Origin of the sequence: Kribbella catacumbae DSM 19601, assembly GCF_000372465.1 — a bacterium.
Taxonomy (GTDB): domain Bacteria; phylum Actinomycetota; class Actinomycetes; order Propionibacteriales; family Kribbellaceae; genus Kribbella; species Kribbella catacumbae.
Genome location: NZ_AQUZ01000019.1, coordinates 1 through 24,184, shown reverse-complemented (window position 1 = coordinate 24,184; position 24,184 = coordinate 1). Strand labels below are relative to the sequence as shown.

Below are 24,184 nucleotides of genomic sequence, written 5' to 3'. Positions count from 1 at the left end.
GGTGTTTCACGGTACGCCGTTGCGCTCGATGGGCCATCGTGGATCCCCAGATGTACTGCTTGGCAGCCAAAAGGTCGGGCTGCCGCTAAGTCCAGGATCTCACTGCTCCCCAACGCTGGCTGGGTGCCGACCTCCTGATGGGTGAAACGAATTCGCGCGGTTCTCCGATGTAACCAGGGGGAGACTGGGGGAACCTTGAGTCGTTGTCGCTACACCCGACAGCCGCTGGACTGGGGAATGTCCGATGCCGCCGCGCGGATGGCGGCACTGTGGGTGATCATCGCCGCTGCGCCTGCCGAGGCGGTTGACGAGGTGCTGGCTGACGACCGTCTGCTGGACTGGGTGGCCGGCATGCGAAACGTTGCCGGTGGCACGGGGAATTCCACCAGGACGGCCACGGTCAGCCTCCAGATGCACGCCATGCGTAGCGGCCAGCGGGACCGGGTGTGCCGGCGCCAATCCAGCGGCGAAGGGGAGCGTTCTAGTCGCCGGCTTCGGCGGTGATGGTGGCGGGGTCGAGGATGGTGATCTTGCCGCGGCCGAGGTGGAGGAGGCCGCGGTCGGCGTACTCGCCGAGGACCTTGGTGGCGGTCTCGCGGGAGGTGCCGGTGAGGGCGGCGATCTGCTCGTGCGTCAGGGCCAGTTGTACGCCGCGGCCGAGCGGGCGTTTCTGCTGGTCGGCGGCGAGTAGGCACAAGGTAGCGGCGATGCGCTGGGGCACGCTCTTGAAGACGGTGTCGGAGAGGCGCCGTTCGAGTTCGGCGACGCGGCGGCCAAGGATCTCCGAGATCCGGGTGGCGATCCGGGGGTCGGACAGCAGGAAGCGGTACACGTCGGCCCGGGCCATCACACAGACGGTCACGTCATCGAGTGCTTCGGCGAAGTTGTCGTGCATCTGCTGCCCGACAAGCAGCATGTCCCCGAAGATCGTGCCGGGGGTGATCAGGGCGGTGGTGAGGGCCCGGCCATCGGGGGAGACGCGGAAGATCCGGACCCGGCCCTTCTTCAGGATGAAGAGGGTTTCGACCGGCTGGTGGGGCGAGTAGAGCAGCTCGCCGGCCGAGTAGGTCTTCATCGGGGCCGCGGCCGCGATCGCCTCCATCTCGGCGGACGAGAGGTCGGTGAAGATGTCGACCTCCGCGATGCACCAGATGTCGTCGCCGGTGGCTCGCTCCACGTCGGCCCACTCCTCGCGTTGTCCCGGCGCCCAGGGGGGTAGGGCCCCAGACTGCTGGTCGAGGGCTTCGAAGCCCTCGACCAGACAGTACCGCTCGCCGGCCTCAGCCACGACACACCGTCACGAGGACTTGGACAGCATGGGGCGGCCCATGATGTAGCCGGCGACCAGGAGCAGCCCGTAGATCAGGTGGCCCGCCAGGCTCCACCACTGGTTGGCGCCGACTTCGAAGACCATGGCATCCATGCCCAGCCAGGCCGGCATGATCCACAGCGCGCCGATCACCCACCACGCCACGCCGTACAGCAGCCCGACCAGCATCGCGGGGCCGCGCTGGTTGAGCAGCCGCGAGAACAGCAGGACGAAGACCACGCCGAACAGTGCCGAGTTGAACAGGTGGATGAGCCAGCCCAGGCCCGTCGAGGGATCCGAGATCAGGTCACCGACCTGGTCGATCATCTGGACGCCGGGCATCATCTTCGGGTCGGCGTCGCGGACCTGCATGATGATGCCCAGGGGAATCCCGGCCACCACGCCGGCGGCGGCGCCGGTGACCAGGTTCATCGGTAGTGCACGCATGCTTGTTGTCGCGCCTGTCGAAGCCATCAGAGTTCCTCCTCTAGCTGTCGACGGCGAAGCTACGCCTAGTGATCACGCTTGTTCGGTGATCGCGGTCACAGTTCTGGCGGTGCGGCCGTCGACGGTCATGAAGAATTGCGCGGCGGCGAGTTGCACGGCCATCGACCAGGTCGGGTAGGCGTGGCTGGTGGCGGCGAGGCGGCCGGTGAACATGCGGGTCGCCATCGCGAGTGCGGGTTCGTGGATCAGTTCACCGGCCCGTTCGGCGACGATCGTGGCTCCGAGAATGCGGCCGCCACCTGCGTTGCCGAGGAGTCGTCGGCGGCCGGCGACGAGCTTGACGAACCCGTCGACGGCTCCGGCGGTCAGGGCCCGGTCCAGCCCGCTCATCGGCAGTTCGGCGATCCTTGCACGGCGCGGGGCGTTGGTGGCGAGGATGCCCACCTGCGCGACCTCGGGGTCGGTGAACGTCACTCGCGGGACGACATCCTCGCGGTAGATGTTCGGCCGACGGCTGAGTGCGTTGGCGGCTGCGAGGCGTCCCATCGCGTGGGCGGCGTGGGTGAGCTGCAGGCGGCCGGTGACGTCACCGGCCGCGTAGATCCCGCGTGCGGTGGTGGCGAGGTGTTGGTCGGTCCTGATATAGCCGCGGTGGTCGACGTCGACTCCCGCGGCCCCGAGCCCGAGGTCCACGGCAGGTGGCCGGCGCCCGGCCGCGATCAGTATGTGCGTGGCGGCCAGTGACGTTCCGTCGTCCAGCTCCAGTCTGGGTCCTTGTACGACGCTCTTGAGCCTGGTCGAGAGGTGGACGTCGATGCCGTCACGGCGGAGGACCTCGGTGATGATCGCGGACGCGTCAGGGTCCTGGTCGGAGAGCAGCCGGTCGGCCTGCTCGATGAGGGTTACGTGGCTGCCGAGCCGATGGAACGCCTGGGCGAGTTCGCAGCCGGTCGTGCCGCCGCCGACGATCGCCAGCGACTGTGGCAGCGTCGGGAGGTCGAAGACGGTCTCGGTGGTCAGGAAATCCACGTCGCGCAAGCCCGGGACGTCCGGTACGGCCGGAGTCGAGCCGGTGGCGATCACCACCCGGCGGGCGGAGATCGTACGGACGCCGACATCGATCCGGTTGGGGGACCGGAATCTGGCCCGGTCGAGGATTACGTCGATGCCTTCCGATCGCAGCGCGTCGGCGTCTTCGGTGGCCGCGATCGTGGCTATGACGTCGCGGATGCGCTGTGTGGCCAGCGCATACGAGACGCCGGACCGGGCGGACTCGATCAAGGTCTTAGACGGCACGCATCCGGTGAAGGTGCAGTCCCCGCCGGGCTCGCTGTCGGAGACCAACAGCGTCCTTGCGCCTCTGGTGACCGCGGCTCGAGCGGCGCCGAGACCGGACGCACCCGCGCCGATCACCACCAGATCGTAGTCATCCATCACACGTTGTGAGCGGCTCATGGTCTGAGGACACTACGCCTCCCCGGTCGCAGTCGGTCAGTAAGCGCGGTCGGTGCCCTCGCCCCCGTCGCCGGCAGCGAGTACTACGCCGGCTTGTCCGCGACCAGCAGCGCGTAGCCGAGGGCGCCATTGGTGATGGCGGTCCTGGCGGCGCCGAGTACGGATCCGGCGCGGTTGACGTCGAGGTCGTAGGAGTCGAGCTTTGCGCGGGAGGTCAGGCGGAGGAAGTGCAGGCGTGCCTCGATCTGGTCGATCATCCGGCCGGCAGCCGCGTCGTGGTGCTCGATCACGGTCACTCGCAGCCGTGCGTCGGTGAGGATCTCGGCGTACTCGGCGGCAGGGCGAGCGTCGGCGACACAGGCGACCCAGGCGCCGAGCGTGCTGAGTTCAGGCGGTAACTGGTCGCGGTCGACGGTGACGTCGGTGATGCCGACGCGGCCACCTGGGCGTAGTACGCGGGCGAACTCGTGAGCGGCCGCCGGCTTATCCGGGAAGGTGCAGAGCGCGCATTCGCACAGCACGGCGTCGACCGATCCGTCGCGGACGGGGAGTTTCTCGGCGTCCCCCGGCCGGAAGCTGACTCGGTCCGACAGCCCGGCGGCCTGGACCGCGCCGTTGCTGAGGGCAACATTGGCGGGTGACAGGTCGACGCCGACCACGCTCACGTCGTACTGCTGGGCGATCGTCAGCGCAGAGGTGCCGCGCCCGGACGCCACGTCCAGCACTGATTGCCCGCTGTGCAGATCCATCGAGGCGGCTAGTCGGCGGGTCAGGGCCTGACCGCCGGGATGATAGGAGTCACCGAGTAGCAGCGCGACCAGGTCGGACGAGTACGCCGCCGCGCAGCATGCCTTGATTTCATCAGGCTTCGTCATCGCGTTCTCCGCGGATCGTTGGTGCTGCAACTTTGGAGCCGTACGGCGACTCGGTCAGCATCGGCTGCAGCGGTACAGCATTGGGGACTACGTCGGCGACCGGTACGCCGGACATGTCGGCGCGGACCTGTTCGCGGTACCCGACCGAGTTGTAGGCGCAGAACGGGATGAGTCTGCCGTCGGGGGTGATCTCCTCCACGCAGCACTTCATCAGCTGCCGAACGTTGAGGGTGTAGGGGTCTTGGAAGTCCTGGACGACGATCATGAACGCCTTGTCGGTGATCTCCTTGACTGCTTCGGGCAGGTTGATGCCGCAGGCGTCTGCGCAGTCGAGCGCTTCGGCGACATGGCGTAGGCGGTCGTTGGAGGTGTCGGTGCCGATGAACGCCGACGCGCTCCACAGCTTTTCCAGTGCCTCGCGTACTCCGTCGTCGGGCAGTACCCGGTTGGAGACGTAGTCGAGGTAGTCCTCCACGTTCAGCAACCGTGGGATGGGCACCAGCCCGAAGTCGGGCTCGCCGGGGACGCCGTCGGTGATCAGATAGGTGATCGAGCGGCAGGTCGGGAAGCAGCACGGCACCGGGAAGAAGTCTTCGGCGCGGAACCACGTGGGTAGCTGGTCGGCGATCGCGTGCAGGACGTCGGAGTTGGTGAGCCGGGTCAGCGGGTCGAACGTAGTGTGCCGGCCGGAGTGGGTGACCGGCTGGAACGCGATCGATCGTACGGCGGGATGGCCGAGGCCGTGCGTGATGATCGGACCGATCTCGTGCTCATTGAGCCCGCGTTCGATCGCCGCGACCAGCGTCACGGTCAGACCGACCTCGGCACAGTTGTCCATGGCCCGCTGCTTGATGGTTCGCAGGTCGCGACCGCGGATCGCGCGGTGGGTGTGTTCGTCGAGGCCGTCGAACTGCAGGTAGATGTTCACCGCTCCGGCAGGCTGGTTGCGGCGGCCGAGGTCGGCGACGAACCGCTTGTCGGAGGCGAGCCGGATCCCGTTGGTGTTCAGGTTCACCGACTTGATCGGCCGTTCCCGGGCGAGGTCGATGAAGTCAAGGATCTCCTTGTGGATGGTGGGTTCGCCGCCGGAGAACATCACCACCTCGGCCTCGCCCTCGCTGGCCACGAACACGTCCAGCATCCGCGCGCACTGTTCGAGGGTGATCGAGTACCCGTCAGGTTGGTGGCCGGAGTCGGCGAAGCAGATCGGGCAGTCCAGGTTGCAGCCGGTGTTGACCTCGATGATCCCCAGGCAGGCGTGCTGCTTGTGCTCCGGACACAGCCCACAATCGCTCGGGCACCCGTCCTTCACCTCGGTCTGGAATGTCAGCGGGATCGTGCCGGGCTTGTTGAATCGCGCCGAGTCCACGTACATCTGGGCGTCGCCATACACCAGTGCCTCGAACTCGCCGTGCTCACGGCAGCGCTTCCTCAGGTACACCTTGTCGTCGCGGATGTTCACCTGGGCATCGATCACCAGCTTGCACACCGGGCAGATCGACCGGGTGAACTCCACGAACACCTCGTCGCGATCCCGCTTCCTCTGTACCGGATCCACCGTGGGCATTGAACTCGATCCCTTCGAAGGAGCACCTGGTCGCGCTCAACGGTAGGCGCGATCCACCGGAGGTTCGGTGACCGCGCTCACTGAACAGACACCCATGGTGCTCGCAGAAGACGGCGGCTGGTGATGGGATTACTGTTCCCTTGGCGGCTGCTGATTCCCCATTTGTTGTCAGTCCGTCAGCGGGAGTTGGAGGGAGAAGGTGGAGCCGTCGCCCGGGGTGGTGAGCAGCTCGATGGTTCCGCCGTGCTGGGCTGCGATCCAGGTGGCGATGGCGAGGCCGAGTCCGGTACCGGTTGCGGCCTGGCGTTGCGGCCGCGGTAGAACCGGTCGAAGATCTTGTCCCGGTCCTCGGGCGGTACGCCGAGCCCGGTGTCGGTGACATCGATCCGGGCTTGGCTGTTGTGGCGCTGTGCGCGAACTTCCACCCGGCCGGGAGGCGGGGTGTACTTGAAAGCGTTGTCGAGGAGGATCAGGACGGCCTGCTCGAGGTGGTCGGCGTCGCCGAGGACGACTGCGTCGGCGAGGTGGTGGTCGTCCGGCGGACTCAACTGGACACCGTTGGACATCCGTTCGGCCTGACGGCAGGCCGACTGCACCACGTCGGCCAGCCGGATGGGTCTTCGCTCGATGGTGGCGCCGGCGTCGGCGCGGGCGAGGATCAGGAGCTGTCGGACCATCCGCGCCATCCGGTCGGTGTCGGCGGCGACGTCGGCCAGGGCTCTGGATCGGAAGGCGGCGTCGCCGGTGTCCGGGTCGTCGAGCCTGGCCAGTCCGTCGACTGTGCTGCGGATCCGGGCCAGCGGGGCTCTGAGTTCGTGTGAGCAGTCGGCGAGGAACTGCCGGAGGTGCTGGTTGGAGTTGTCCAGGGACTCGTAGGCGATCTGGAGTTCGGCGAGCATCTCGTTGAAGGTTTCGACCAGTCGTCCCGCCTCGTCTCCGGTACTGCGTTGTGGCACCCGGCGGCTGAGGTCGCGGCTGTCGCGGACCGACCGGGCGGCGGCGACGACCTGGCCGATCGGGCGGAGCGCGCCGCGGGCGTACAGCCAGCTGGTCAGGGCAGTGAGCAGCACGGCTCCCGCGATGATGCCGGTGAGCAGGTTGCGGAGCGTTCGCAGGGCGCCGTACGTCGTCATCGGTGACCGCGCGACGACGATCTGGCGGCCGGCGTCCAGCGGCGCGGCGGTCAGGAACAGCGGCCGGCCGCCGACCCGGGCCTCGACGACTTCACCCCGGCGGGCGGCGTCCGGGATCGGCAGCACCCGGTCGCCGAGGCTGGCCGACTTCGCGACCGGGGCGCCGTCGGGACCGACGACCTGGAGGAAGACGTCGCGTGCGCCGAAGGTGTCGAGTGTGTACGGCGGGTCGGGCGGCGTGGCGCGGAACGCGGCCGCCCGGTGAGCGACATCTCGCTCGATCTCGGCGAGCAGACTCTGCCGCAACAGCTGGTTGGTCGCCACCCCGACGAGGACGAGGATCACGCCGACCAGCAGGGTGAAAGTGATCGCGAGCCGGGCCCGCAGCGAGGGTCTCCAGCGGTTCAAGGCTCGCTCCGCAGGGCGTAGCCGACTCCACGTACGGTCTGGATGAGCGGAGGCTCTCCGAGTTTGCGGCGAAGATGGCCGATGTGTACGTCGACCACGTTGCTGTCGACCGGTACGTCGTAGCCCCAGATGGCTCGAAGCAGTGCCTCGCGGCTGTGGATCCGCCTCGGGTTCCGCAACAGGAAGCCGAGGAGGTCGAACTCCGTGACCGTGAGCTCGATCCGCCTGCCGCCGCGGACGACCTCGCGGGTACCGAGGTCGCAGACCAGGTCGTCGTGGCTGAACCGATCCAGCGCGTCCGCGCCACGGCGGCGCAGTACTGCGCGAATGCGGGCGACCAGCTCGTCGAAGTCGAACGGCTTGGCCACGTAGTCGTCGGCACCGAGATCCAGCGCGCCCACCTTGTCGGACACCTCGTCCTTGGCGGTCAGCATGACGACTGGTACGTCGGTGCGGCGGCGGAGCTCGCGGAGTACGTCGAAGCCGTCGAGCTCGGGCATGCCGACGTCGAGCAGCACCAGATCCGGCAAGTGGTGTCTGATGGCGGCGAGCGCTTCGGCCCCGGAGTAGGCGCAGATCACGCCGAAGCCCTCATAGCGCAGTCCTCGCTCCAGCAGCGGGACCAGCTTGTGATCGTCGTCGACGACCAGGAGCTGTGGTTTCAGAGCGGTCGCCGAGGTGCCCACCGTGCCTCCACCTGTTGTCTGAGGATCACGCTACTCCGGCGCCACCCGGACCACGCCGGCCATGAACTCGGCGTGTGGCTGACAGTAGTACGCGAACTCGCCGGGCTCGGGGAACGTGACCGTGAAGACCTCCTGCGGCGCATCCAGTACGCCGTCGAACCGGCCGCTCGGTCGGCGTACGTCGGGGCGCTCGGTCGAGGTGACGGTGTGGTATGTCGCGTCGTCGTTCACCCAGCGCACCGTTCCGCCGGCCCGGATCCTCACCTCGGCCGGTCTGAACGCACAGGGGGCGTCGGGCTCCGGTCGAGCAGGTCAAGTGAACCTCGACCTGCTCGCCGGCCCGGGGCGGAGTTGCCGGGCTCGACGCTCCGGCGGTGGAGGTGGGCGGGGCAGCCGGCCGCTCCGCATCGCAGCCGGCCGCGGCCAGCATCGCAACCAGGATCAGCGCCCCTGCCGTGCACCGACCCGTTGCCATGATCAACAACCCGGTGGCGGTGTCGGCGAGAACTCCCGGTCCACACCAGGTGTGACCTGGCGACCGTCTCGCTGCTTGAAGGTGTCCGTTGCCATCCACAACAACCAGTAGCCGCGGTCACCTGGCGCCTGGCCGTGCCCTTTGGCGTACTCCGTGGCGTTGGTGCGGTGGAAGTGAGGGAAGTCCGGAGATGGCTGTTTCGCCTTGCAGAACTCGCCGCGCACGCTGATCCCGACGTGCCGGACCGCGGTCGCCTCGGCCAGGTTGGACTTGTCGAGCTGGACGAAGATCGCGACGTCAGGGTTGACCCAGCGATACAGGCGTGGGGCGGTCTGGCCGCCGGTGAGCGGGTTGTCGGTGAAGAACCCGGCGAGCGCGGTGAGGTCCTGCTTGGACAGGGCTTTCGCGCCCGGCGCGGCGAAGTCGGCCTTCGGCAGCTTCGCGCCGCACTTCGGGGGAACGGGGGTGGGGGAGAATTCGTAGTCCACGCCGGGTTTGACCTGCCGTCCGTCCCGTTGGGCGAACGTGTCCACCGCGACCCAGCTGAGCCAGTAACCGGGAGTGCCGGCCGGCCCGGCGTGCCCCTGGGCGTACTCGGCCGCGTTCAACCGGTGGAAGTGCGGGAAGCCGCCCTTGGCGCCGCCAGGTTGGTTCTCGGCGCAGAACACGCCCTTGACGCTGATACCGACGTAGCGCAAGGCGGTGGCCTTGGCGGGATCCCTGTCATCGAACTGGACGAACAAGGCAACCTTTTCGTTCACCCACCTGTACTGCCGGGGCGCGGTCTGGCCACCGATCAACGGTTGATCCGCGAACGCCGCCGCCAGGGTCGCGATGTCGGCCTTCGTGAGGGGCTCACCTTTCGGCTCCGGCTCAGTCGGCGATGCACTGGCTGTAGGCGAGCCCGTCGGCGTCGACCCGGGCTGAGCTCCGTCGCCGTTCCCGGCACACGCCGACAGAGTGAGCAGCGCCGCTGCGCCGATAGCGATCTTCCGGAGGTGGCGACGTCGCATGGCAAGCTCCTTCGCTGGGTACAACCGGTCTCGCCCGCGACGCTACGGACCGTACCCGCTGTTAGACCTGCCGCTTCCCTAAAGATTCGATGAAGTGCCCTCCGCTCAGCCAGTACTCAGCTGTAGGCCTTCCGCTGGTCTTCTACGCGCTGTTGATCGTCCGCGAGTACGACTCCGTCGACGGCTACCAGCTCGAGCGAGTGTTCGTGGAGGAACGTGATGAACCACGGAAGCTGGTAGGCGTTGGCGACCGCCGTGTTGATCTTTTTCAGCATCGTGCGCTTGACCTCGGTATCGACGCCCTCGGGGACGTGCGCGATGAACGCGGGCCTGGCCGGTACCGAGCCGAGGAGCCCGTTTTGGCTCACACAGTCCATCGGCCACTCGCGCAGGAAGATCCGAGTGTCGTCGGGGAACGGGTAGGCCTCGCGCAGAGCGTCGTACATCGCCTTCACGAGTTCTCGCTTCGTGTCGAGGTCAGCGCCGGTGGGCACGTCGAGGTATCCGATAGGCATGTCCTTCTCCGATCTTGTGGGTCGCGCTGTAGCGGTTGTTGAGGGGTTCGCTTCGCCAGGGGAAGTGCAGCAGCAGGGTGTTGACGTCGGTGGTGCAGAAGTTGAGCCGGACCACGTTGCCGAGTGTCAGGTGGCGCCAGGCGAGCACCGTCTCGAGGTTGTCGAGCGCGTGCCCGAGCTGGGCGGCCATGTCGCCCGGGTGCTGTGAGTTTCCGTTGGCGTCAACAGCGTCATGAGCTCTCGACCCTGACCTTCGACGAGCTGGGCTTGGTCGAAGCCGAGCTTCACCGAGAAGGGCCATGGATTGATGGCTGTTCGCTTCATCGGACGACTTCCTTCGGGTAATGGGAACTTCCTCTTGGAAAGTACTTAATGCTTAACAGGGAAGCATGCCCTGGTCAAGAGTGAGTTGTCATGGATATGATCGGAACCATGAGCAGGAGTCGTCGATACGGTGATGGATGTGCGATCGCGACCGCGCTCGACTACGTGGGCGAGCGGTGGGCCTTGCTGGTCGTGCGCGAGCTCCTGCTAGGCCCGAAACGGTTCACCGATCTGCAGGACGGGCTGCCAGGGGTGGGGCCCAAGGTCCTTGCCCAGCGACTGCGAGAACTGGAGGCCGCCGGCGTCGTGCGACGTCGCACCCTGCCTCCGCCTGCCAGCTCACGGGTATACGAGCTGACTGAGTGGGGCGCCCGGTTGGATGCCGTCGTCGTCGCCCTAGGACATTGGGGAGCCGATGCGCCCGAGCCGTCGGATGAACCTGTGGGTGCGGACTCCGCCATGATCAGGCTGCGCAGCTTCTTCCGCCCGCAGCCAGATCGACCATGGACCGCTACTTACGAAATGCGCCTCGGCCCCTATCGCTTCACCACCCGGGTCGCCGGCGGCAACCTCGTCGAAATGACCCGCGGGGAACCGCACGACCCGCCTGACACAATCATCGACTCCGACCCCGATACCTTGGCCCGCGTCCTCGACGAGGAGCAGGCGCTCACCGAGGCCATCGGCAACGGCCGGCTCACCATCACCGGAGACGACCAGGCCGGCCACCGCCTCTTCGGCGCCGCCCGGAGCTAACCGAGTTCTTCCGAGCGGCAGTCGATCCCACACTCACCTGCGAGCAGGTGTCGCGCACCAGCCGATCAGCCACCCGGCGCGACACTGTGCGACACCAAATCACCCGCACGAAAGGTGAAGCGGCCGCGACACCGTGCGAGTGGTCGTCGGCGGAGTAATCGGCCCGATCAAGCGGCCGGAAGTAGTCGTCGCTGGCAGCCCTCCACGCTCCCGACGGACGAAAGTTGGCTGTCCTGGTCGCGTCGCTTGTTCTGCACGGAGGCCGGTGCCGCGTCAGCGCTTTCCGTCGGGGCGATCGTGGAGATATCTTGCTGGGTCGCTAGGGGGACGGGCGCCGGGCAGCGAGCCATTCACTGAAGCCGCCGGAGTTCCGTCGCTCGAGCTCGTCAAGGACCTGCTGCCGGAATGCCACGATCTCGGACAGCGACCTCGACGAGGCTGGCCATTCCGTAGAACGACACAAAGACGAACCCTGCGGCCCAGCCGTGCCGGAGCCTTGTGGAAACCGAAATCGATCCGCCGTCCCGACCCTTCACCGTCGAGCGATTGCCGATTCGCAGAGAGCATGCCCAGGCACATGGCGACGATCCCGAACATGATGACGGCTGTCGGTATCGGGGACGAAACGACGGTAACCGCACGGGAGTCATTGTGGCCCTCGCGATGTGGCGCTTCGTTGGTGTCGGCGTCCCAGGGCCCGAGTGACGCCGACGGCGACCAGGCAGAGTGCGAGCAGTGCGGCTATGCCGGGCAGGCCGAGGCGGTCGATGGTGTCGGCGAGGTACCGCTGGATGGCGGCTGCGTTGGTGATGATGGGGTCGTTTGTGGTCGCGGCACCTTGCAGGGTGCGGATCTCCCACCAGCCGTAGTAGGCCACGTAGCCGCCGGAGGCGATCAGCATGAGGCCGGCGACGTGAGGTACGGCGGCGCCGGCTCGGCGTAGCCGGCCGACCAGGGAGGTTCTGGCCAGTGCGACTGCGACGGCCGCAGTCGCGACTACGAGTCCCATTCCGCCGGCGTAGGTGAGGAATAGAGCGGCGCCGGCCCAGATCGAGTCGGTTCGGAAGCTGGAGACGACGACGGCCAGGAAGGGCGCGATGGTGCAGCTGAGCGATGCGATGGCGTAGGACGCGCCGAAGGCGATCATCGAGCGGAGGGATCGGGTCAGTTTGGCCGGTCCGCGGCGGTGGAACGCGAGCGTGGGCAGTGGCCGGCCGGTCAGCAGCCAGGCGCCCAGTCCGGCGAGTAGGAGGCCGAGGCCGATGGTGAACCATGGTAGGTATCGCTGAACCGATGAGGCGACCGGTGCGACGGCGAGCCCGAACACGCCGAACACGGCCGCGAAGCCGAGCGTCATGCCGGCGGTGAGCAGCAGCGCGCGTCCGACGGCGGTGGCCCGGTTGGGTGGCTGGTCCCCGGTGACCAGCAGGGAGAGGTAGGCGGGGAGCAACGCGAATCCGCAGGGGTTGACGGCGGCGAGCATGCCCGCGCCCAGCGCGATCGCGAGCAGTCCGTCGGGCATTCGGCTCAGCCCACGAGTTGGGCGACGCGGCGGTCCAGTTCGTCGCTGTCCAGGTAGCCCTGGTGCTGGACGCGGCCGGCCGCGTCGAGTACGACGTACGAGCTTTGGACGACCACACCGAACCGGGTCCAGATTTTGCCTTTCGCGTCATCCAACTGCGGGAAGCCGCGGAGAGTGGCGCCGTAGTCGCGGACCGCGGCGCTCTCGTCGAGGCCGCCGACGCCCACGACGCTGACCTGGCCGGCGTACTTGTCGGCCAGCGCGCTCACCCAGCCTGCCTGGGCTCGGCAGGTCGCGCACCACGGCGACCAGAACCACAGCACCACCGGTTTCCCGGCCAGACGCCTGCCGTCGAAGGTCGCCCCGGTCACAGTTCGCGCGGTGAAGTCCAGCAGGTCAGCGGGCGCCGCGGTCTGGCCGGCGGTCACCTCCGGCGCTGTCTGTGTGTTTCCCGTCGACGGCGTGCCGGCGCAGCCACTGACCACGACGGCGGTGAGCAGCAGACCCGATGCCGTTACGCTCCGCCGCCGAGGCAGCTCCAAACGCCCGCCGGTGGTCGTCACCACTCCATGATGCCGCGGGCTGAGAGCCGAGAACCGTGAGCGCGATCACCGAACAGGCGTCGCTCCGGGGTGATGCTGGGGTCATGCGCGGACGGATCGTCAGGCTCCTGGCCGTGACGGTACTTGTCGTCACGGCGTGCTCGTCGTCGGCGGACACGACGGACCGGCACAGCGAGACCCCTCCGGAGGAGATCGAGCACGTCGAGCTGCCTCAGGTCGCTGCCGGTCCGCGGGAGGACGGCCCGTCCGCGCTGGACGACATGCGTGACCAGCGCCTGCCGAAGCCGTTGCTCGACCCAGGCAAGATCTTGTCCGGTGGACCGCCACCGGACGGGATCCCGCCGATCGATGAGCCGCGGTTCTCCCTCGCCCGGACGGTCGGCTGGCTGGCCGACACTGAGCCGCTGCTGTCACTCACGGTCGGTGGTGAGACACGTGGGTATCCGCTGCAGATCATGACCTGGCACGAGATCGTCAACGACACCGTCGGCGGCGTGCCGGTCGCGGTCACGTACTGCCCGCTGTGTAACTCCGGGGTGGCGTTCGAGCGGCGGGCCGCGCCCCGGGTGCTGTCGTTCGGTACGTCGGGACGCCTGTATGCCGACAATCTGGTGATGTACGACCGGCAGACCGAGTCGCTGTGGCCCCAGCTCACCGGGCAGGCCGCGCTCGGCAAGCTCACCGGCACGACTCTGCAGGCGATCCCGATGGGGACCGTGGCGTGGCGCGACTTCCGCGCCGCGCACCCCGAGGCATGGGTGCTGACCCGCGACACCGGCCACAAGCGCCCGTACGGACGCAACCCTTACACCGGGTACGACGATCCGTCCGGAGACGTGTTGTTCGAGCTGCCCAGCACCGACGCCCGGTTGCCGGTGAAAGAACGCGTCGTCGGCGTCGCCCGCGGCCGCGACACGGTCGCCGTGGTGCGGTCGGCGATCGCCCGGACCGGCGTCCTCGAGGTGGCCGTCGAGGGGAAGGATTTGATCGTGTGGCACCGGCCGGGCCAGGCCTCCGCCCTCGACGACGAACGCATCGTCCGCGGCCGCGACGTCGGCACCGTCTCCGTGTTCGATCCCGTCGTGAAGGGTCGGCGGCTGCATTTCGTTGCTGCTGGTGAAGGCTTCCGTGACCGGGAGACCGGTTCGCAGTGGAACATTCTCGGGCAGGCAACCACCGGCCAGCTGAAGGGACAACGGCTCGCNCCCCACCAGCACCTGGACACCTTCTGGTTCGCCTGGGTGGCCTTCCATCCCGAGACCCGGATGATCCGGTGACTGTCGAAACGTGCCAGCACACGGGCGGCCAGAGCTGCGCGCGGTGCTCGTGGGTGCGACCACGCGATGCGGTGCTGCTTGTCGTGCGCGGCCGCACCGCCAGGAAGTCTCTGCCGGTGGCGGCGGTGGTCGGCACGGTGCTGTCGCTGGTGAACCAAGGCTCAGTCATCGCGGGCGGGGCCGCCACGCTAGGTACCTGGGTTCGGGTGGCGGTGAACTACCTAGTGCCGCTCCTTGTCGCCAGCATCGGGTACCTGTCGGGACGCCGTGTCCGGGCCCCCGCGCTTGACTGGCCGCGCTACCTGGCCGGCTATCACCGGGACCGACCCGGCATCACCGAGCGGCTGCTAACCCGCGCGGCGGCCGGTAGGGGCACAGGGCCCTATCCCTGGCTGGTGGAGCCGTTGCGCGATGGTCCGATCCTCGACCTCGCGTGCGGATCCGCGCCCACCCGGCCGTTGCTGCGCACGGCGCGATGGATCGGTATCGACGCGTCGGCGAACGAGCTGGCTGTCGCAGCCGTCGCCGGTCGCGGGCCGCTGGTGCGCGGCGACGCGGGAGCCCTGCCGGTGGCCGATGGGGCGATCGACTCGGTGTGCGCGGCGATGTGCCTGCAGGTACTGACGCCGTTGGACCTCGTGCTGGCCGAGGTAAGGCGGGTTCTGCGGCCGGGCGGGATGGTCGTGGCGCTGGTCCCCTCCAGGCCCGGTCTGGACCCGCTCGGGATACTCGGCTGGGTTCGGGTGATGCGGGCCCTCGGCATCCGCTCTCAGCCATGGCCCAACCCGCACGCCCGAGACGGCCTTGCCCGGCTGTTGCGCTCGCACGGCTACGTCGTCGACTCCGACCAACGCCGCGTGTTCCACGTTGAGATCGCAGACCCGGCCGAGGCCGCGCTGCTCATCGATGGACTGTACCTGCCCGGTGTGGACGCCGGCCGCGTTGATCAGGCCAAGCATGTTCTCGCGTCGTGGGCACGACCGGGGCGCAGGCTGCCCCTGCCGTTGCGCCGGGTCGTCGCCCGCCTGCCCGACCGTTGAGCCGAAGGAGTGCTGAATGTCGTATCTGCCGTCGATGCCACACGACACTGCTGGCAGTGCTTCGCGCATACGCCGCTACCGCCGGTCCGCTGCCCTCGTCTGGGTCGTACCCGTGGCCGCCGTGACCGCCGCCAGCCTGAAGAAGGGCAGGATGGTCGACGTGCCACGCCCCACCGTCGTACGACGGCGCTGCAGGCGATCCTGACAGCCCGCGCCATCGTGCATCTCGCCAGGAACCGAGCCCGTGATGCTGCAGGCGGGGCACTGGAAGTGCAGCGGTTGTAGAGCTTCCTCCATGAGCTTGACGAGGTTCGTGAGGAGCTGGAGGCAATCGGTGTGGGCGTTACCGACCATCCCCTGCAGGCACCCGGCCTCGCCATCATCGACACCAGTCGAACGGTTCGGTTCCTCTACCGCGGCAAGACCCTGGGCGACTACCCATCTCCCCCAGATCCTCGCCGCCGCCCGTATGCGCCCGAACGGCGGTGCCGGCATCTGAGGCGGATCAACGCGCCGTCGATGCCCGGCGAGCGTGGCGGGAGAGTCTGCGCACAGGCGACTCGCACCCGGCGGTCGGCTGGTGGACCAATGCGGAGCGGTCGGGTCGACCTGCGGATCGGGTCAGGGCGCCGACCGCGTGGAGGGCCACGACGCCCGCGATCGCCATGTCCTGATGGCTGAATCGGTAGGGGACTTCGTCGTACAGGTTCAGCCTTCCGACGGTCGACGATTCGGTGCTCAACGGGATGCTCAGCACGCTGCGCAGCCCCATCTCGGCGAGGCTCGCATTCCAGTGGGTCCAGCGCCGGTCGGTCGCGGTGTCGTCGATGCGACACGAGGCGGGGCTGGTCGCAACGCATGGACCCTCGCTGAGCTCAACCTGCAGCTTGTCGGCGATCTCCGCCAGGTAGTCCGTTGCGACGGCCGCTTCCAACCGTGCCCCACCTGGGCAGAGCATCACACCGACATGTCCGCACTTGGTCCCGCAGAGTGCCAACCTCAGCACCTGCGCTGCGGCTTGCTCGGGATCGACGCTGTCATGTAGCCGAAGCGCCATCTCGGCGAATTCCCGGGCCAGCTGACCATGCATGGCGCCATCTCCACCTCTGTAGCCCCCTGCGCGGTCTGGCTGACCGCCAACATTTCATCATCTACCCGAGCAACTCAGGAGGAAAGCCCCTCGATCGCGGTCCACCGGCCGTCGGCTGTCGCACGGAAGCAGCCATTGAGGGGAACGCCGAACCCACGAGGTGCGGCCGCTCAGGGCTCAGCATCGACCAGGAGTTCCCGAACGATCCGTCAGGACCGACAGCTCGAGAGTGCTCGACAGCTTTGGAGTCCCCGAGGAAGGATGGGCCGGGCGTGCGTGGTGTTCGCTCGCACCTACTCGCTTCCGCCAGTGCGGTCAGATCGTCGAGCAGTTCCGGCAACACCAGCCGAGAGACACAGTGGATCGGATCGCGGTTTGTGGCCCGGCCCGGAAGCTGCTCATGGAGCAATCCGGCAGATCGGCGACACTCCGGTACTCGGTGCCGGTACCGGGGTCAGGGTCGGGCAGACTGGCCAGGTGAGTCCAGTGAGCCGTGCGAGGAAAACCAAGAAGAACAAGAAGTCCACCCAGCGGCCGGCCCGGCCTGACCTTCTCGGCGGACCGGATGAGTGTGATTGCCCGGTGTGCTCGGGTGCGGACTTCGACCCGCGGGAACTGATCGATGGAGTGGTCGCGGGCGCTGCGGAGCTCGCCGAGGCCGACGACCCGCTGGACGCGGAAATGCTGGGCGCGGCGTTCGTGTCGATCGGCGCGCTTGACTGGGAGGCGTTCGAGCAGGCGCTGATCGAGGGCTTTGTCCCGCGGTTCGAGGACGAGGCTTCCACCGGGGCGCTGGCGATGCTGCTGGCGATTCGTTCGGTCGCCCCGGGCCAGGCCGGCAAGGCGGCGTCTGCGGCTGCTGACCGGCTCGTCGAAGCCGGCGTCGAACCGCCCGGGTGGGCGGCTGAGCTGGCGGAGCCGGTGAAGGTCGCAGACTGCTGGCGCCTTCAGGATGCGCAGGGCGCCGAGGCGATGCTGGCATGCGTTTTTCATCGAGCGGGACGCTCGCACGCCGTCATGGTCAGCGTCGACAATCTCGACTGCGGAGCCGCCGGCGATATTCTTCTGCTTGACTCCGACCAGTTGCCCGCGGCGCTGGAGATGACGCGAGCCGACGCTCTGGACAGTGGCGTCGAGCTGACGACGGAGGTGCTGGACGCGGCGGAGTTCCGCTGGCAGGTTGAGCGGGCGCTGGACGCGCGGGCGGTGCATGGCAGTGAGCTGGACGACCTCGACGGAGTACCGGACGACGAGGACGGCCCAGGATACCCGGTCCTGGCGATGCTGATGCGGGCCCGGATGACGGCCCTGCCGACACCGAGCAAGTCTCCGGCGTCGCACGGGGATGGGGAGACTGGGCTCACGACGCTGCAGATGCTGGCGCAGTTCGTCGGCAACGGCAGCCCGTTCGGCGCCGGGGGACCGGTCGCGCGGCGCGGCCGGCCGATGGTGGCCGAGCTGCCGGCGAAACCCAAGCGGTCCGGGCGCCCGGCACCCGTCTATCAGATCAAGGTGGGGCTGCGGGGCGCGAAGCCACCGATCTGGCGGCGCCTGGAGGTGCCCGGCGACATCAGCCTCGCTCGACTTCACCGGGTGATTCAGGTCGCGTTCGGGTGGTACGACAGTCACCTGCATGTGTTCGAAACGCCGTACGGCGAGTTCGGGATGGCCGACGCGGAGCTCGGTCATCGCGCGGAGGCGCCAGTGACCTTGGAACAGGTCGCCCCCACGCTCAACTCCAAACTGCGCTACACCTATGACTTCGGTGACGATTGGGAGCACGACATCCTGGTGGAGAAGGTGCACAACCGCGAGACAGCGGCCTATCCGCGGTGCACGGGTGGACGGCGCGCCGCTCCGCCCGAAGACTGCGGCGGAGTTTGGGGCTACGCCGACCTTGTGGAGATCCTCAGCGATCCGGACCACCTGGAACACCAGGAACGACTGGAGTGGCTGGGGCTCGACTCCGCCGCCGATTTCAACCCCGCCAGCTTCGATGCCGAAGCGACCACCAAGGCACTGTCCAGTCTGCGCTGACGCCCGACGACCAACGCCCAGCCAACGCGCGCGCGGCCGGGATTGGCGCGCTCAAGGTGTTCAGCGTCAAGATCCCGACGGAGTACAGGCGGCCTGGGCCTGTCAGCGTCGTACTACGGCGAGGCGCTGATGCTCGTCGGGTCGGTTCATCCCAGTGTTGGCGCGCCGGCCGAGGGGCGCATCGGCTATGACGTCGACGCTTGAGCGGTCTGCCGCTGCTTGCTGATCTCCTGTGCGCGGGGCGGGAGTTGTGCGCCGATCTCTGTGGCGAGGTCGAGGAACTGCTGATGACCGGGCAGCTTCTGCAGGCAGTCGTGCACCAGCCCGCGGGCCCGGCTGGTATCGCCGTGCCGATGCGCGAGGCGCGCCTGTAGATAGGTCAGCTCGGGCCCGGCGAGTGCTGGATGTGTGGCCAGGCTGGTGAGCTGGTCGTCGCCCTCATAGTCCGTCAGCTTGTTGAGTAGCAGGAGATGCCAATCGGCGAGTGCGGCGGTCCGCTGCTCCTGGGCCCACCCTTCGCGCCGCCACGTGTTCCGCGGACGTGCTGGGGCGTGTGCCGCATCGTCGAGTGCGTCGAGGTAGCGGTCGGCGAACTCGATCCACATCTCGGGCGTTCGCAGCATTCCGGCGAGCACGCTGGCGAGCGAGGTCTCCTTTTCGCTGAGCGGACCCCACCCGCTGCGGGTCCAGCCATGCCGCGACGCCCATCGGATGAGCTGCGGCGCCGATCGTTGGGCGAATACGGACAACCCATGCCGGTCTCGCACAGCGCTCCACAGCAGCGCTGCGGCGTCCGAGACGACGAACCGTGCCGCCTCAACCGGATCCTCGGAGCGGAAGTAGTCGTACTCCCGGGTCGCGCAGGCCAGATCGATCAACTCCGCCACCGCCGCCGCAGCGGCATCGGAATCGTCTGTGCGTAAGGCGTCCTGGGCCCCGGTGACCAGGCGCCGGAAAGTGAACCGCCAGCGTGTCCGTTCTTTCGGCGACACGCGCCGGTCACCGCCGAGGTACGCGCCCGAGCGCGCCAGCGAAACGAAGTCACGAACCTCGGCCAGCACGCCCTCAGGATCAGCAGATGCGATCGAGGCGTCCTTGCCACGATCGTGCTGGTCGGGATCGATCGCGGCTTCGATGCGTGCCCTCATCGGTGCCGAGCCGCGCCAGTACAGGTTCCACAACACCTTCGCGAGGCGATCCTCGTCGAGCGGCGCCAGCTTGCCGAAGAACTGCTCGCGGTTCATCCGTCGCATCTGCATGCCAGCCGATGGTAGCCGGGACAGATCTACTGCTTGTGCTTGCGCCGGGGGCGTCTGCGTGCATCTCCAGCCAGCGCGGCCGGTCCGCTCCGGCCGAGCGCGGGCTTGGCGGCTCAAATGGAGAGCCGACATTGCCTGTGTCGAATCCCGGCTCGGCCGGCAGCGCTCCGGCTGCCCGCCCCGGCTGACTGTCCAACGAGCAGGAGACCGTTCCCTCCTGGAGATCCGGCCTCCAGGAGGAACACGGCGAGCCGGGCCGACGTCAGCGCCGCGGCGCGGAGTGATCGGTGAGGGGTCGGAACCGGCGGAGTCGCAGGCTGTTGCTGACCACGAACACCGAACTGAACGCCATTGCGGCGCCGGCCAGCATCGGGTTCAGCAGTCCTGCTGCCGCTAGTGGTAGAGCGGCAACGTTGTAGGCGAAGGCCCAGAACAGGTTGCCCTTGATCGTGGCCAGGGTGCGGCGTGACAGCCGGATGGCGTCGGGTGCTGCGCGCAGGTCTCCGCTGACCAGCGTGAGGTCGGCCGCTTCGATGGCAACATCCGTTCCGGTGCCCATGGCCAGGCCGAGATCGGCTTGGGCAAGCGCGGGCGCGTCGTTGACGCCGTCGCCGACCATCGCGACGACCCGGCCTTCGGCCTGCAGCCTGCGAACGACATCGACCTTGTCTTTCGGCAGTACCTCGGAGATGACCTCGTCGATACCCACCTCTGCGGCGACTGTGCCGGCTACTGCCGCGTTGTCGCCGGTGAGCAGAACTGGCGTCAATCCTAGGGCGCGCAGTTGCCGGATGGCCTGTGGTGAGGTCGGTTTCACGGTGTCGGCGACGACGATGAGGCCGCGCGCGGCGCCGTCCCAGCCGACCGCGACCACCGTACCCCCGGCTGTTTCGGCCTTTGCCTTGGCGTCTGCGAGTTCGGAGGGCAGGTACTGGGACCACTCCTCCAGCAGGCGGGGGCGCCCGACTAGTACGGCGTGGGAGTTGTCGTCGACCAGGACGACGCCCTGTACGCCGAGGCCTTCGAGGTTGGTGAATCCTTCCACCGCAGGTAGTGAGCCGGTCTTTGCGGTGGCCGCGGTGGCGATGGCCTGGGCGATTGGGTGCTCGGAGGCGTGCTCGAGGGCGCCCGCTAGCCGCAGTACCTGGTCGGCGTCTTCGCCGCTGGCGGGCATGACCTCGGTGAGGGTCATCTTTCCAGTCGTTACGGTGCCGGTCTTGTCCAGGACGACGGTGTCGATCTGGCGGGTGGATTCGAGTACCTCTGGTCCCTTGATCAGGATGCCGAGTTGCGCGCCGCGGCCGGTGCCGACCATGAGCGCGGTCGGGGTCGCCAGCCCGAGGGCGCAGGGGCAGGCGATGATCAGGACTGCCACTGCGGCAGTGAAGGCTGCAGCCAGGCCGGAGCCGGTGCCGATCCAGAATCCGAGGGTGCCGATGGCCAGCGCGATCACGATCGGGACGAACACTCCCGAGATGCGGTCGGCGAGGCGTTGCACCTGCGCTTTGCCGGTCTGTGCTGCCTCGACGAGTTTGGCCATCTGAGCGAGTTGGGTGTCGGCGCCGATCCGGGTGGCTCGGACGACGATCCGGCCGCCGGCGTTGATGGTGGCGCCGGTGACGGTGTCGCCCGGCCCGACCTCGACCGGTACTGATTCTCCGGTGAGCATCGACGCGTCGACAGCGGACGAGCCTTCCGCAATGACGCCGTCGGTGGCGATCTTCTCTCCCGGACGGACGACGAACAGATCCCCAGCGGCGAGTTGATCGGTGGCGACCCGCACCTCTTGGCCGTCTCGTAGTACTGAGACTTCCTTGGCGCCCAGCTCCAGCAGCGCTCGCAAGGCAGCTCCGGCGCGGCGCTTGGAGCGAGCCTCGAAGTAGCGGCCCGCCAGGATGAACGTCGTTACCCCGGCGGCCGCCTCGAGATAGATGTTGCCCGAGCCATCGCTGCGTCCGACGGAGAGCTCGAACGGGTGCGTCATACCGGGTTCGCCGGCGGTACCGAAGAACAGGGCGTACAGCGACCAACCGAGGGCGGCGAGCGTGCCGACCGAGATCAAGGTGTCCATCGTCGACGCGCCGTGGCGCAGGTTGGTGAAGGCAGCCTTGTGGAACGGCCAGGCGCCCCAGGCCACGACGGGCGCGGCCAGCGTCAGGGAGAGCCACTGCCAGGAAGTGAACTGCAGCGCCGGGATCATCGCCATGGCGATTACTGGCACGGTCAGCGCCAGCGAGATCAGCAACCGCTGCCGCAGCGAACGGATCGGGTCGACTTCATCGGGTCCGCCGTCCGTCTTCTCCCCACCGCCCGGAGCCGGAGGGGTGGCGCTGTAGCCGGTCTTCTCGACCTCGGCCACCAGATCGTCGACGCCGATGTCACCGGTGAACCGGACAAGGGCCTTCTCGGTCGCGTAGTTGACCGAAGCAGTGACGCCTTCAAGCCTGTTGAGCTTCTTCTCGATCCGCGACGCGCACGAGGCGCAGGTCATGCCGCCGATCGCCAACTCGATCTTCTCCTCGCCGCCGAGCGGCGGGGCCGAGGTGTTACCGACGGAACTCATGATGGAGATCTCCTTACTACGTAACGAGTTGTGGTTGAGCAGGGGAGTGAGAGTTGCTCAGCCGTGGTCGCCGTCGTGTCCGTGGCCGGTACTGGCCGATGCGGTGGGTGACGGCAGTGTGGTGGATGGCGCAGGTGACGGTGTCGTAGTACTGCCGGTTGTGGTGTTGACGGTGAACTCGGCCGTCCGGACCTTCCCGTCGTGTTTGAAGTCCAGGTAGAGCCGGTAGCTGCCGGTGCTCGGGGTGGTGGCGTAGAAGGTGATGTCGGGTCCGGGGCTGGTCTTTCCGTCGCCTGGTGCACCTGCGGGGTGCACGTGGAGGTAGGCGAGGTCGCCGTCGCGCAGTGCGACCAGGTGGCCGTAGGCGCCGAGGTACGGCTGGAGGTCGGTGATCGACTTGCCTTCTCTGGCGACCGAGAGTTTGAGTTCGGATTCGCGGCCGGGTTCGAGGTCGCCGGTCAGCGTGATGGTGTAGCCGTCGACCTGAGCGGTGCTGCTCTGAGGTGGGAGCGGTTTTGGTTCTGAGACACCGGCCACTGCGAGGTCGGCGCCGAGGGTGAGGTTCTTGCCGCCGGCCGGGACGAAGTCGGCGAACACCCGCCACTGCCCGGAGGTCAGGGCCACCGGCACGCTCCAGTTGCCGCTGTTGTCCAGTTGAGGGTGGAGGTGCTGGAAGCCGGAAAGATCGCGGCGTACCGCAATCAGGTGCAGATCTTTGTCGTGGCTGCGCTCATAGGCGGTGACCGGTCGGCCATCCGGGCCGAGTACAGAGAATCGAAGGTTGGTTGCGGGCCCTGCCGGTAGCTCGTCGTTCGCGAGTGCCAGCGTGAAGCCTTGGTCGGAGATCATCAGTCCTCCAGGAATCTTTTCGGGGCCGGCGGTTGTCGCCGCCGGCGATGAGTGGTGCACCTCTTGTCCGGCCGAGCCCACCGGCCCGACGAGGGTGCCGACGCCAACCGCGCCGCCGAAAACGGCGGCGAGGCCGGCGACGAAGGTCGCGATCTTGGTGGTGGTCTTCACCGGTCAGTCCTCGTCAGGTCGGTGGTGGTCGGGATTCAGGCGGCCGGTCAGGCGTCGGCGAGCTGGTAGCCCGCCTCTTCGACCGCTACCCGTACTGCGTCGCGGCCGACCGGCTGCTCGCTGGTCACCGTCACGGAGCCGCTCGCCAGGTCGACGTTGACGGCGCTGACGCCGTCGATCCGGCTGACCTCACTCGTGACGGAGCTGACGCAGTGGCCACAGGTCATGCCGGTTACCGAGAAGACGGCCGTCTCCGCGGCGGCGAGTGACTCCGTCGTGGCCTCGGTCGTGGTCGCGTCGGTGGTGCCGCAGCTGCAGGCGTTGCACATTTTCGTTTCCTTTCGTTTGGCTGATGCGACAGAACATATACCCCCTATGGGTATTGCGCAAGTCTGGCCACCGAGCCGCCTGGTGAGCGACTCGGGAGCCAGAATGCTCTACAGGGAACGAGTCTTGAGGCTAGTCGCGCTCCGGCTGGGGATGAGCTCCGCTAGATGGGCCGATACATATACCCCCTTTGCGTATCAAGGCCGGCGTGCTATGTTCTGTCTCGACCTCGGTACCCCCGGGGGGTACTAGAAAGGGATGGATTGTCATGAGTACTACAGCTGGAGTCACGCGTTCGGCGTCGCGTCGCTGGTGGGCGCTCGGTCTGATCGCCGCGGCGCAGTTCATGGTCATCATGGACACGTCGATCATCGGAGTCGCGCTCCCTGAGATACGGGCGGATCTTGGCTTCTCCCCACAGGCGTTGTCGTGGGTGTTCAATGCCTATGTGGTCGCGTTCGGCGGCCTGCTGCTCCTTGGCGGGCGGCTGTCCGACCTCTTCGGCGCACGCCGGATCTTCTCG

Annotated in this window: 23 protein-coding genes and 2 pseudogenes; 7 read left to right on the top strand and 18 right to left on the bottom strand. The window is 67.8% G+C overall.

Going from position 1 to position 24,184, the window contains the following annotated elements; genetic code table 11:
* Nucleotides 1–237 precede the first annotated feature (237 nt).
* Nucleotides 238–504: a hypothetical protein gene (locus A3ES_RS0120430; RefSeq protein ID WP_020388702.1), complete on the top strand. Its 267-nt coding sequence runs from the start codon at nucleotides 238–240 to the stop codon at nucleotides 502–504.
* Here the strand turns inward: A3ES_RS0120430 and A3ES_RS0120425 are convergent.
* From A3ES_RS0120425 to A3ES_RS51380, 11 genes and pseudogenes are all read right to left on the bottom strand, one after another.
* Complete coding sequence (locus A3ES_RS0120425; protein WP_020388701.1) at nucleotides 482–1,288, bottom strand: Crp/Fnr family transcriptional regulator; 807 nt, start codon at nucleotides 1,286–1,288, stop codon at nucleotides 482–484. The two genes, A3ES_RS0120430 and A3ES_RS0120425, sit on opposite strands and share 23 nt — an antisense overlap.
* 9 nt (nucleotides 1,289–1,297) lie before the next feature.
* Nucleotides 1,298–1,783: a hypothetical protein gene (locus A3ES_RS0120420; protein ID WP_026163046.1), complete on the bottom strand. Its 486-nt coding sequence runs from the start codon at nucleotides 1,781–1,783 to the stop codon at nucleotides 1,298–1,300.
* A gap of 45 nt (nucleotides 1,784–1,828) precedes the next feature.
* On the bottom strand, nucleotides 1,829–3,190 hold the full coding sequence (locus A3ES_RS47770) for a dihydrolipoyl dehydrogenase family protein (protein ID WP_020388699.1): 1,362 nt from the start codon (nucleotides 3,188–3,190) through the stop codon (nucleotides 1,829–1,831).
* Nucleotides 3,191–3,294: 104 nt separating this feature from the next.
* A complete protein-coding gene (locus A3ES_RS0120410; RefSeq protein ID WP_020388698.1) occupies nucleotides 3,295–4,086 on the bottom strand; it encodes a class I SAM-dependent methyltransferase in 792 nt (263 codons plus the stop codon).
* Entirely contained in the window at nucleotides 4,073–5,653 is a 1,581-nt protein-coding gene (locus A3ES_RS0120405) for a radical SAM protein (protein WP_020388697.1), read from the bottom strand. Before A3ES_RS0120405 ends, A3ES_RS0120410 begins: the two co-directional genes overlap by 14 nt.
* Before the next feature lie 168 nt (nucleotides 5,654–5,821).
* Nucleotides 5,822–6,786, bottom strand: a pseudogene (locus tag A3ES_RS57115) (HAMP domain-containing sensor histidine kinase).
* Between the two features lie 404 nt (nucleotides 6,787–7,190).
* Complete coding sequence (locus A3ES_RS0120395; RefSeq protein WP_020388696.1) at nucleotides 7,191–7,880, bottom strand: response regulator transcription factor; 690 nt, start codon at nucleotides 7,878–7,880, stop codon at nucleotides 7,191–7,193.
* A 30-nt stretch (nucleotides 7,881–7,910) separates the two neighbouring features.
* Nucleotides 7,911–8,153 (bottom strand): annotated as a pseudogene (locus tag A3ES_RS47765) (cupredoxin domain-containing protein); the annotation flags it as partial.
* Nucleotides 8,154–8,357: 204 nt separating this feature from the next.
* On the bottom strand, nucleotides 8,358–9,368 hold the full coding sequence (locus tag A3ES_RS0120385; protein ID WP_020388694.1) for a hypothetical protein: 1,011 nt from the start codon (nucleotides 9,366–9,368) through the stop codon (nucleotides 8,358–8,360).
* A 116-nt stretch (nucleotides 9,369–9,484) separates the two neighbouring features.
* Nucleotides 9,485–9,883 carry a tautomerase family protein gene (locus tag A3ES_RS47760; protein ID WP_157630639.1) on the bottom strand — a complete coding sequence of 133 codons (399 nt, stop codon included), beginning with the start codon at nucleotides 9,881–9,883 and terminating at the stop codon, nucleotides 9,485–9,487.
* Nucleotides 9,846–10,073 (bottom strand): hypothetical protein, encoded by a 228-nt coding sequence (locus A3ES_RS51380; protein WP_020388692.1) that lies wholly within the window; start codon nucleotides 10,071–10,073, stop codon nucleotides 9,846–9,848. Before A3ES_RS51380 ends, A3ES_RS47760 begins: the two co-directional genes overlap by 38 nt.
* Before the next feature lie 242 nt (nucleotides 10,074–10,315).
* On the opposite strand from A3ES_RS51380, the gene A3ES_RS0120370 reads away from it, so the two are divergent.
* Nucleotides 10,316–10,963 (top strand): winged helix-turn-helix transcriptional regulator, encoded by a 648-nt coding sequence (locus A3ES_RS0120370; protein ID WP_026163043.1) that lies wholly within the window; start codon nucleotides 10,316–10,318, stop codon nucleotides 10,961–10,963.
* 646 nt (nucleotides 10,964–11,609) lie between these two features.
* Here the strand turns inward: A3ES_RS0120370 and A3ES_RS0120365 are convergent.
* Complete coding sequence (locus A3ES_RS0120365) at nucleotides 11,610–12,485, bottom strand: cytochrome c biogenesis CcdA family protein (protein WP_020388690.1); 876 nt, start codon at nucleotides 12,483–12,485, stop codon at nucleotides 11,610–11,612.
* 5 nt (nucleotides 12,486–12,490) lie between these two features.
* Nucleotides 12,491–13,048 carry a redoxin domain-containing protein gene (locus A3ES_RS0120360; protein WP_020388689.1) on the bottom strand — a complete coding sequence of 186 codons (558 nt, stop codon included), beginning with the start codon at nucleotides 13,046–13,048 and terminating at the stop codon, nucleotides 12,491–12,493.
* Between the two features lie 83 nt (nucleotides 13,049–13,131).
* Here A3ES_RS0120360 and A3ES_RS0120355 point away from each other — a divergent pair, with 83 nt between their 5' ends.
* Genes A3ES_RS0120355 through A3ES_RS54130 form a run of 3 tightly spaced genes read left to right on the top strand, consistent with a single transcriptional unit; the run spans nucleotide 13,132 to nucleotide 15,570 of the window.
* Complete coding sequence (locus A3ES_RS0120355) at nucleotides 13,132–14,325, top strand: DUF3179 domain-containing protein (protein ID WP_157630638.1); 1,194 nt, start codon at nucleotides 13,132–13,134, stop codon at nucleotides 14,323–14,325.
* 53 nt (nucleotides 14,326–14,378) lie between these two features.
* The gene (gene nrtS, locus A3ES_RS0120345) at nucleotides 14,379–15,365 is read left to right on the top strand and encodes a nitrate/nitrite transporter NrtS (RefSeq protein ID WP_169501785.1); all 987 of its coding nucleotides are present in this window, start codon (nucleotides 14,379–14,381) and stop codon (nucleotides 15,363–15,365) included.
* Nucleotides 15,366–15,381: 16 nt separating this feature from the next.
* A complete protein-coding gene (locus A3ES_RS54130; protein WP_157630637.1) occupies nucleotides 15,382–15,570 on the top strand; it encodes a hypothetical protein in 189 nt (62 codons plus the stop codon).
* Nucleotides 15,571–15,870: 300 nt separating this feature from the next.
* Here the strand turns inward: A3ES_RS54130 and A3ES_RS47745 are convergent, their stop codons facing one another.
* Nucleotides 15,871–16,455, bottom strand: coding sequence for a GAF domain-containing protein (locus A3ES_RS47745; RefSeq protein WP_020388685.1), 585 nt, complete (start codon nucleotides 16,453–16,455; stop codon nucleotides 15,871–15,873).
* Nucleotides 16,456–16,941: 486 nt separating this feature from the next.
* Here A3ES_RS47745 and A3ES_RS0120330 point away from each other — a divergent pair, with 486 nt between their 5' ends.
* Entirely contained in the window at nucleotides 16,942–18,492 is a 1,551-nt protein-coding gene (locus A3ES_RS0120330) for a plasmid pRiA4b ORF-3 family protein (protein ID WP_202806549.1), read from the top strand.
* 185 nt (nucleotides 18,493–18,677) lie between these two features.
* On the opposite strand, the gene A3ES_RS51375 is transcribed toward A3ES_RS0120330, so the two are convergent.
* From A3ES_RS51375 to A3ES_RS56775, 4 genes are all read right to left on the bottom strand, one after another.
* Nucleotides 18,678–19,751 (bottom strand): hypothetical protein, encoded by a 1,074-nt coding sequence (locus A3ES_RS51375; protein WP_020388683.1) that lies wholly within the window; start codon nucleotides 19,749–19,751, stop codon nucleotides 18,678–18,680.
* Between the two features lie 262 nt (nucleotides 19,752–20,013).
* Nucleotides 20,014–22,314 (bottom strand): heavy metal translocating P-type ATPase, encoded by a 2,301-nt coding sequence (locus tag A3ES_RS0120320; protein ID WP_020388682.1) that lies wholly within the window; start codon nucleotides 22,312–22,314, stop codon nucleotides 20,014–20,016.
* Between the two features lie 57 nt (nucleotides 22,315–22,371).
* On the bottom strand, nucleotides 22,372–23,334 hold the full coding sequence (locus A3ES_RS0120315; RefSeq protein ID WP_020388681.1) for a hypothetical protein: 963 nt from the start codon (nucleotides 23,332–23,334) through the stop codon (nucleotides 22,372–22,374).
* 47 nt (nucleotides 23,335–23,381) lie between these two features.
* Entirely contained in the window at nucleotides 23,382–23,663 is a 282-nt protein-coding gene (locus A3ES_RS56775; protein WP_020388680.1) for a heavy-metal-associated domain-containing protein, read from the bottom strand.
* Between the two features lie 266 nt (nucleotides 23,664–23,929).
* Between A3ES_RS56775 and A3ES_RS47735 the strand changes: the two genes are divergently transcribed.
* Nucleotides 23,930–24,184, top strand: a 255-nt coding sequence (locus tag A3ES_RS47735; RefSeq protein ID WP_040455113.1) for an MFS transporter, incomplete at its 3' end; no start/stop codon positions are given.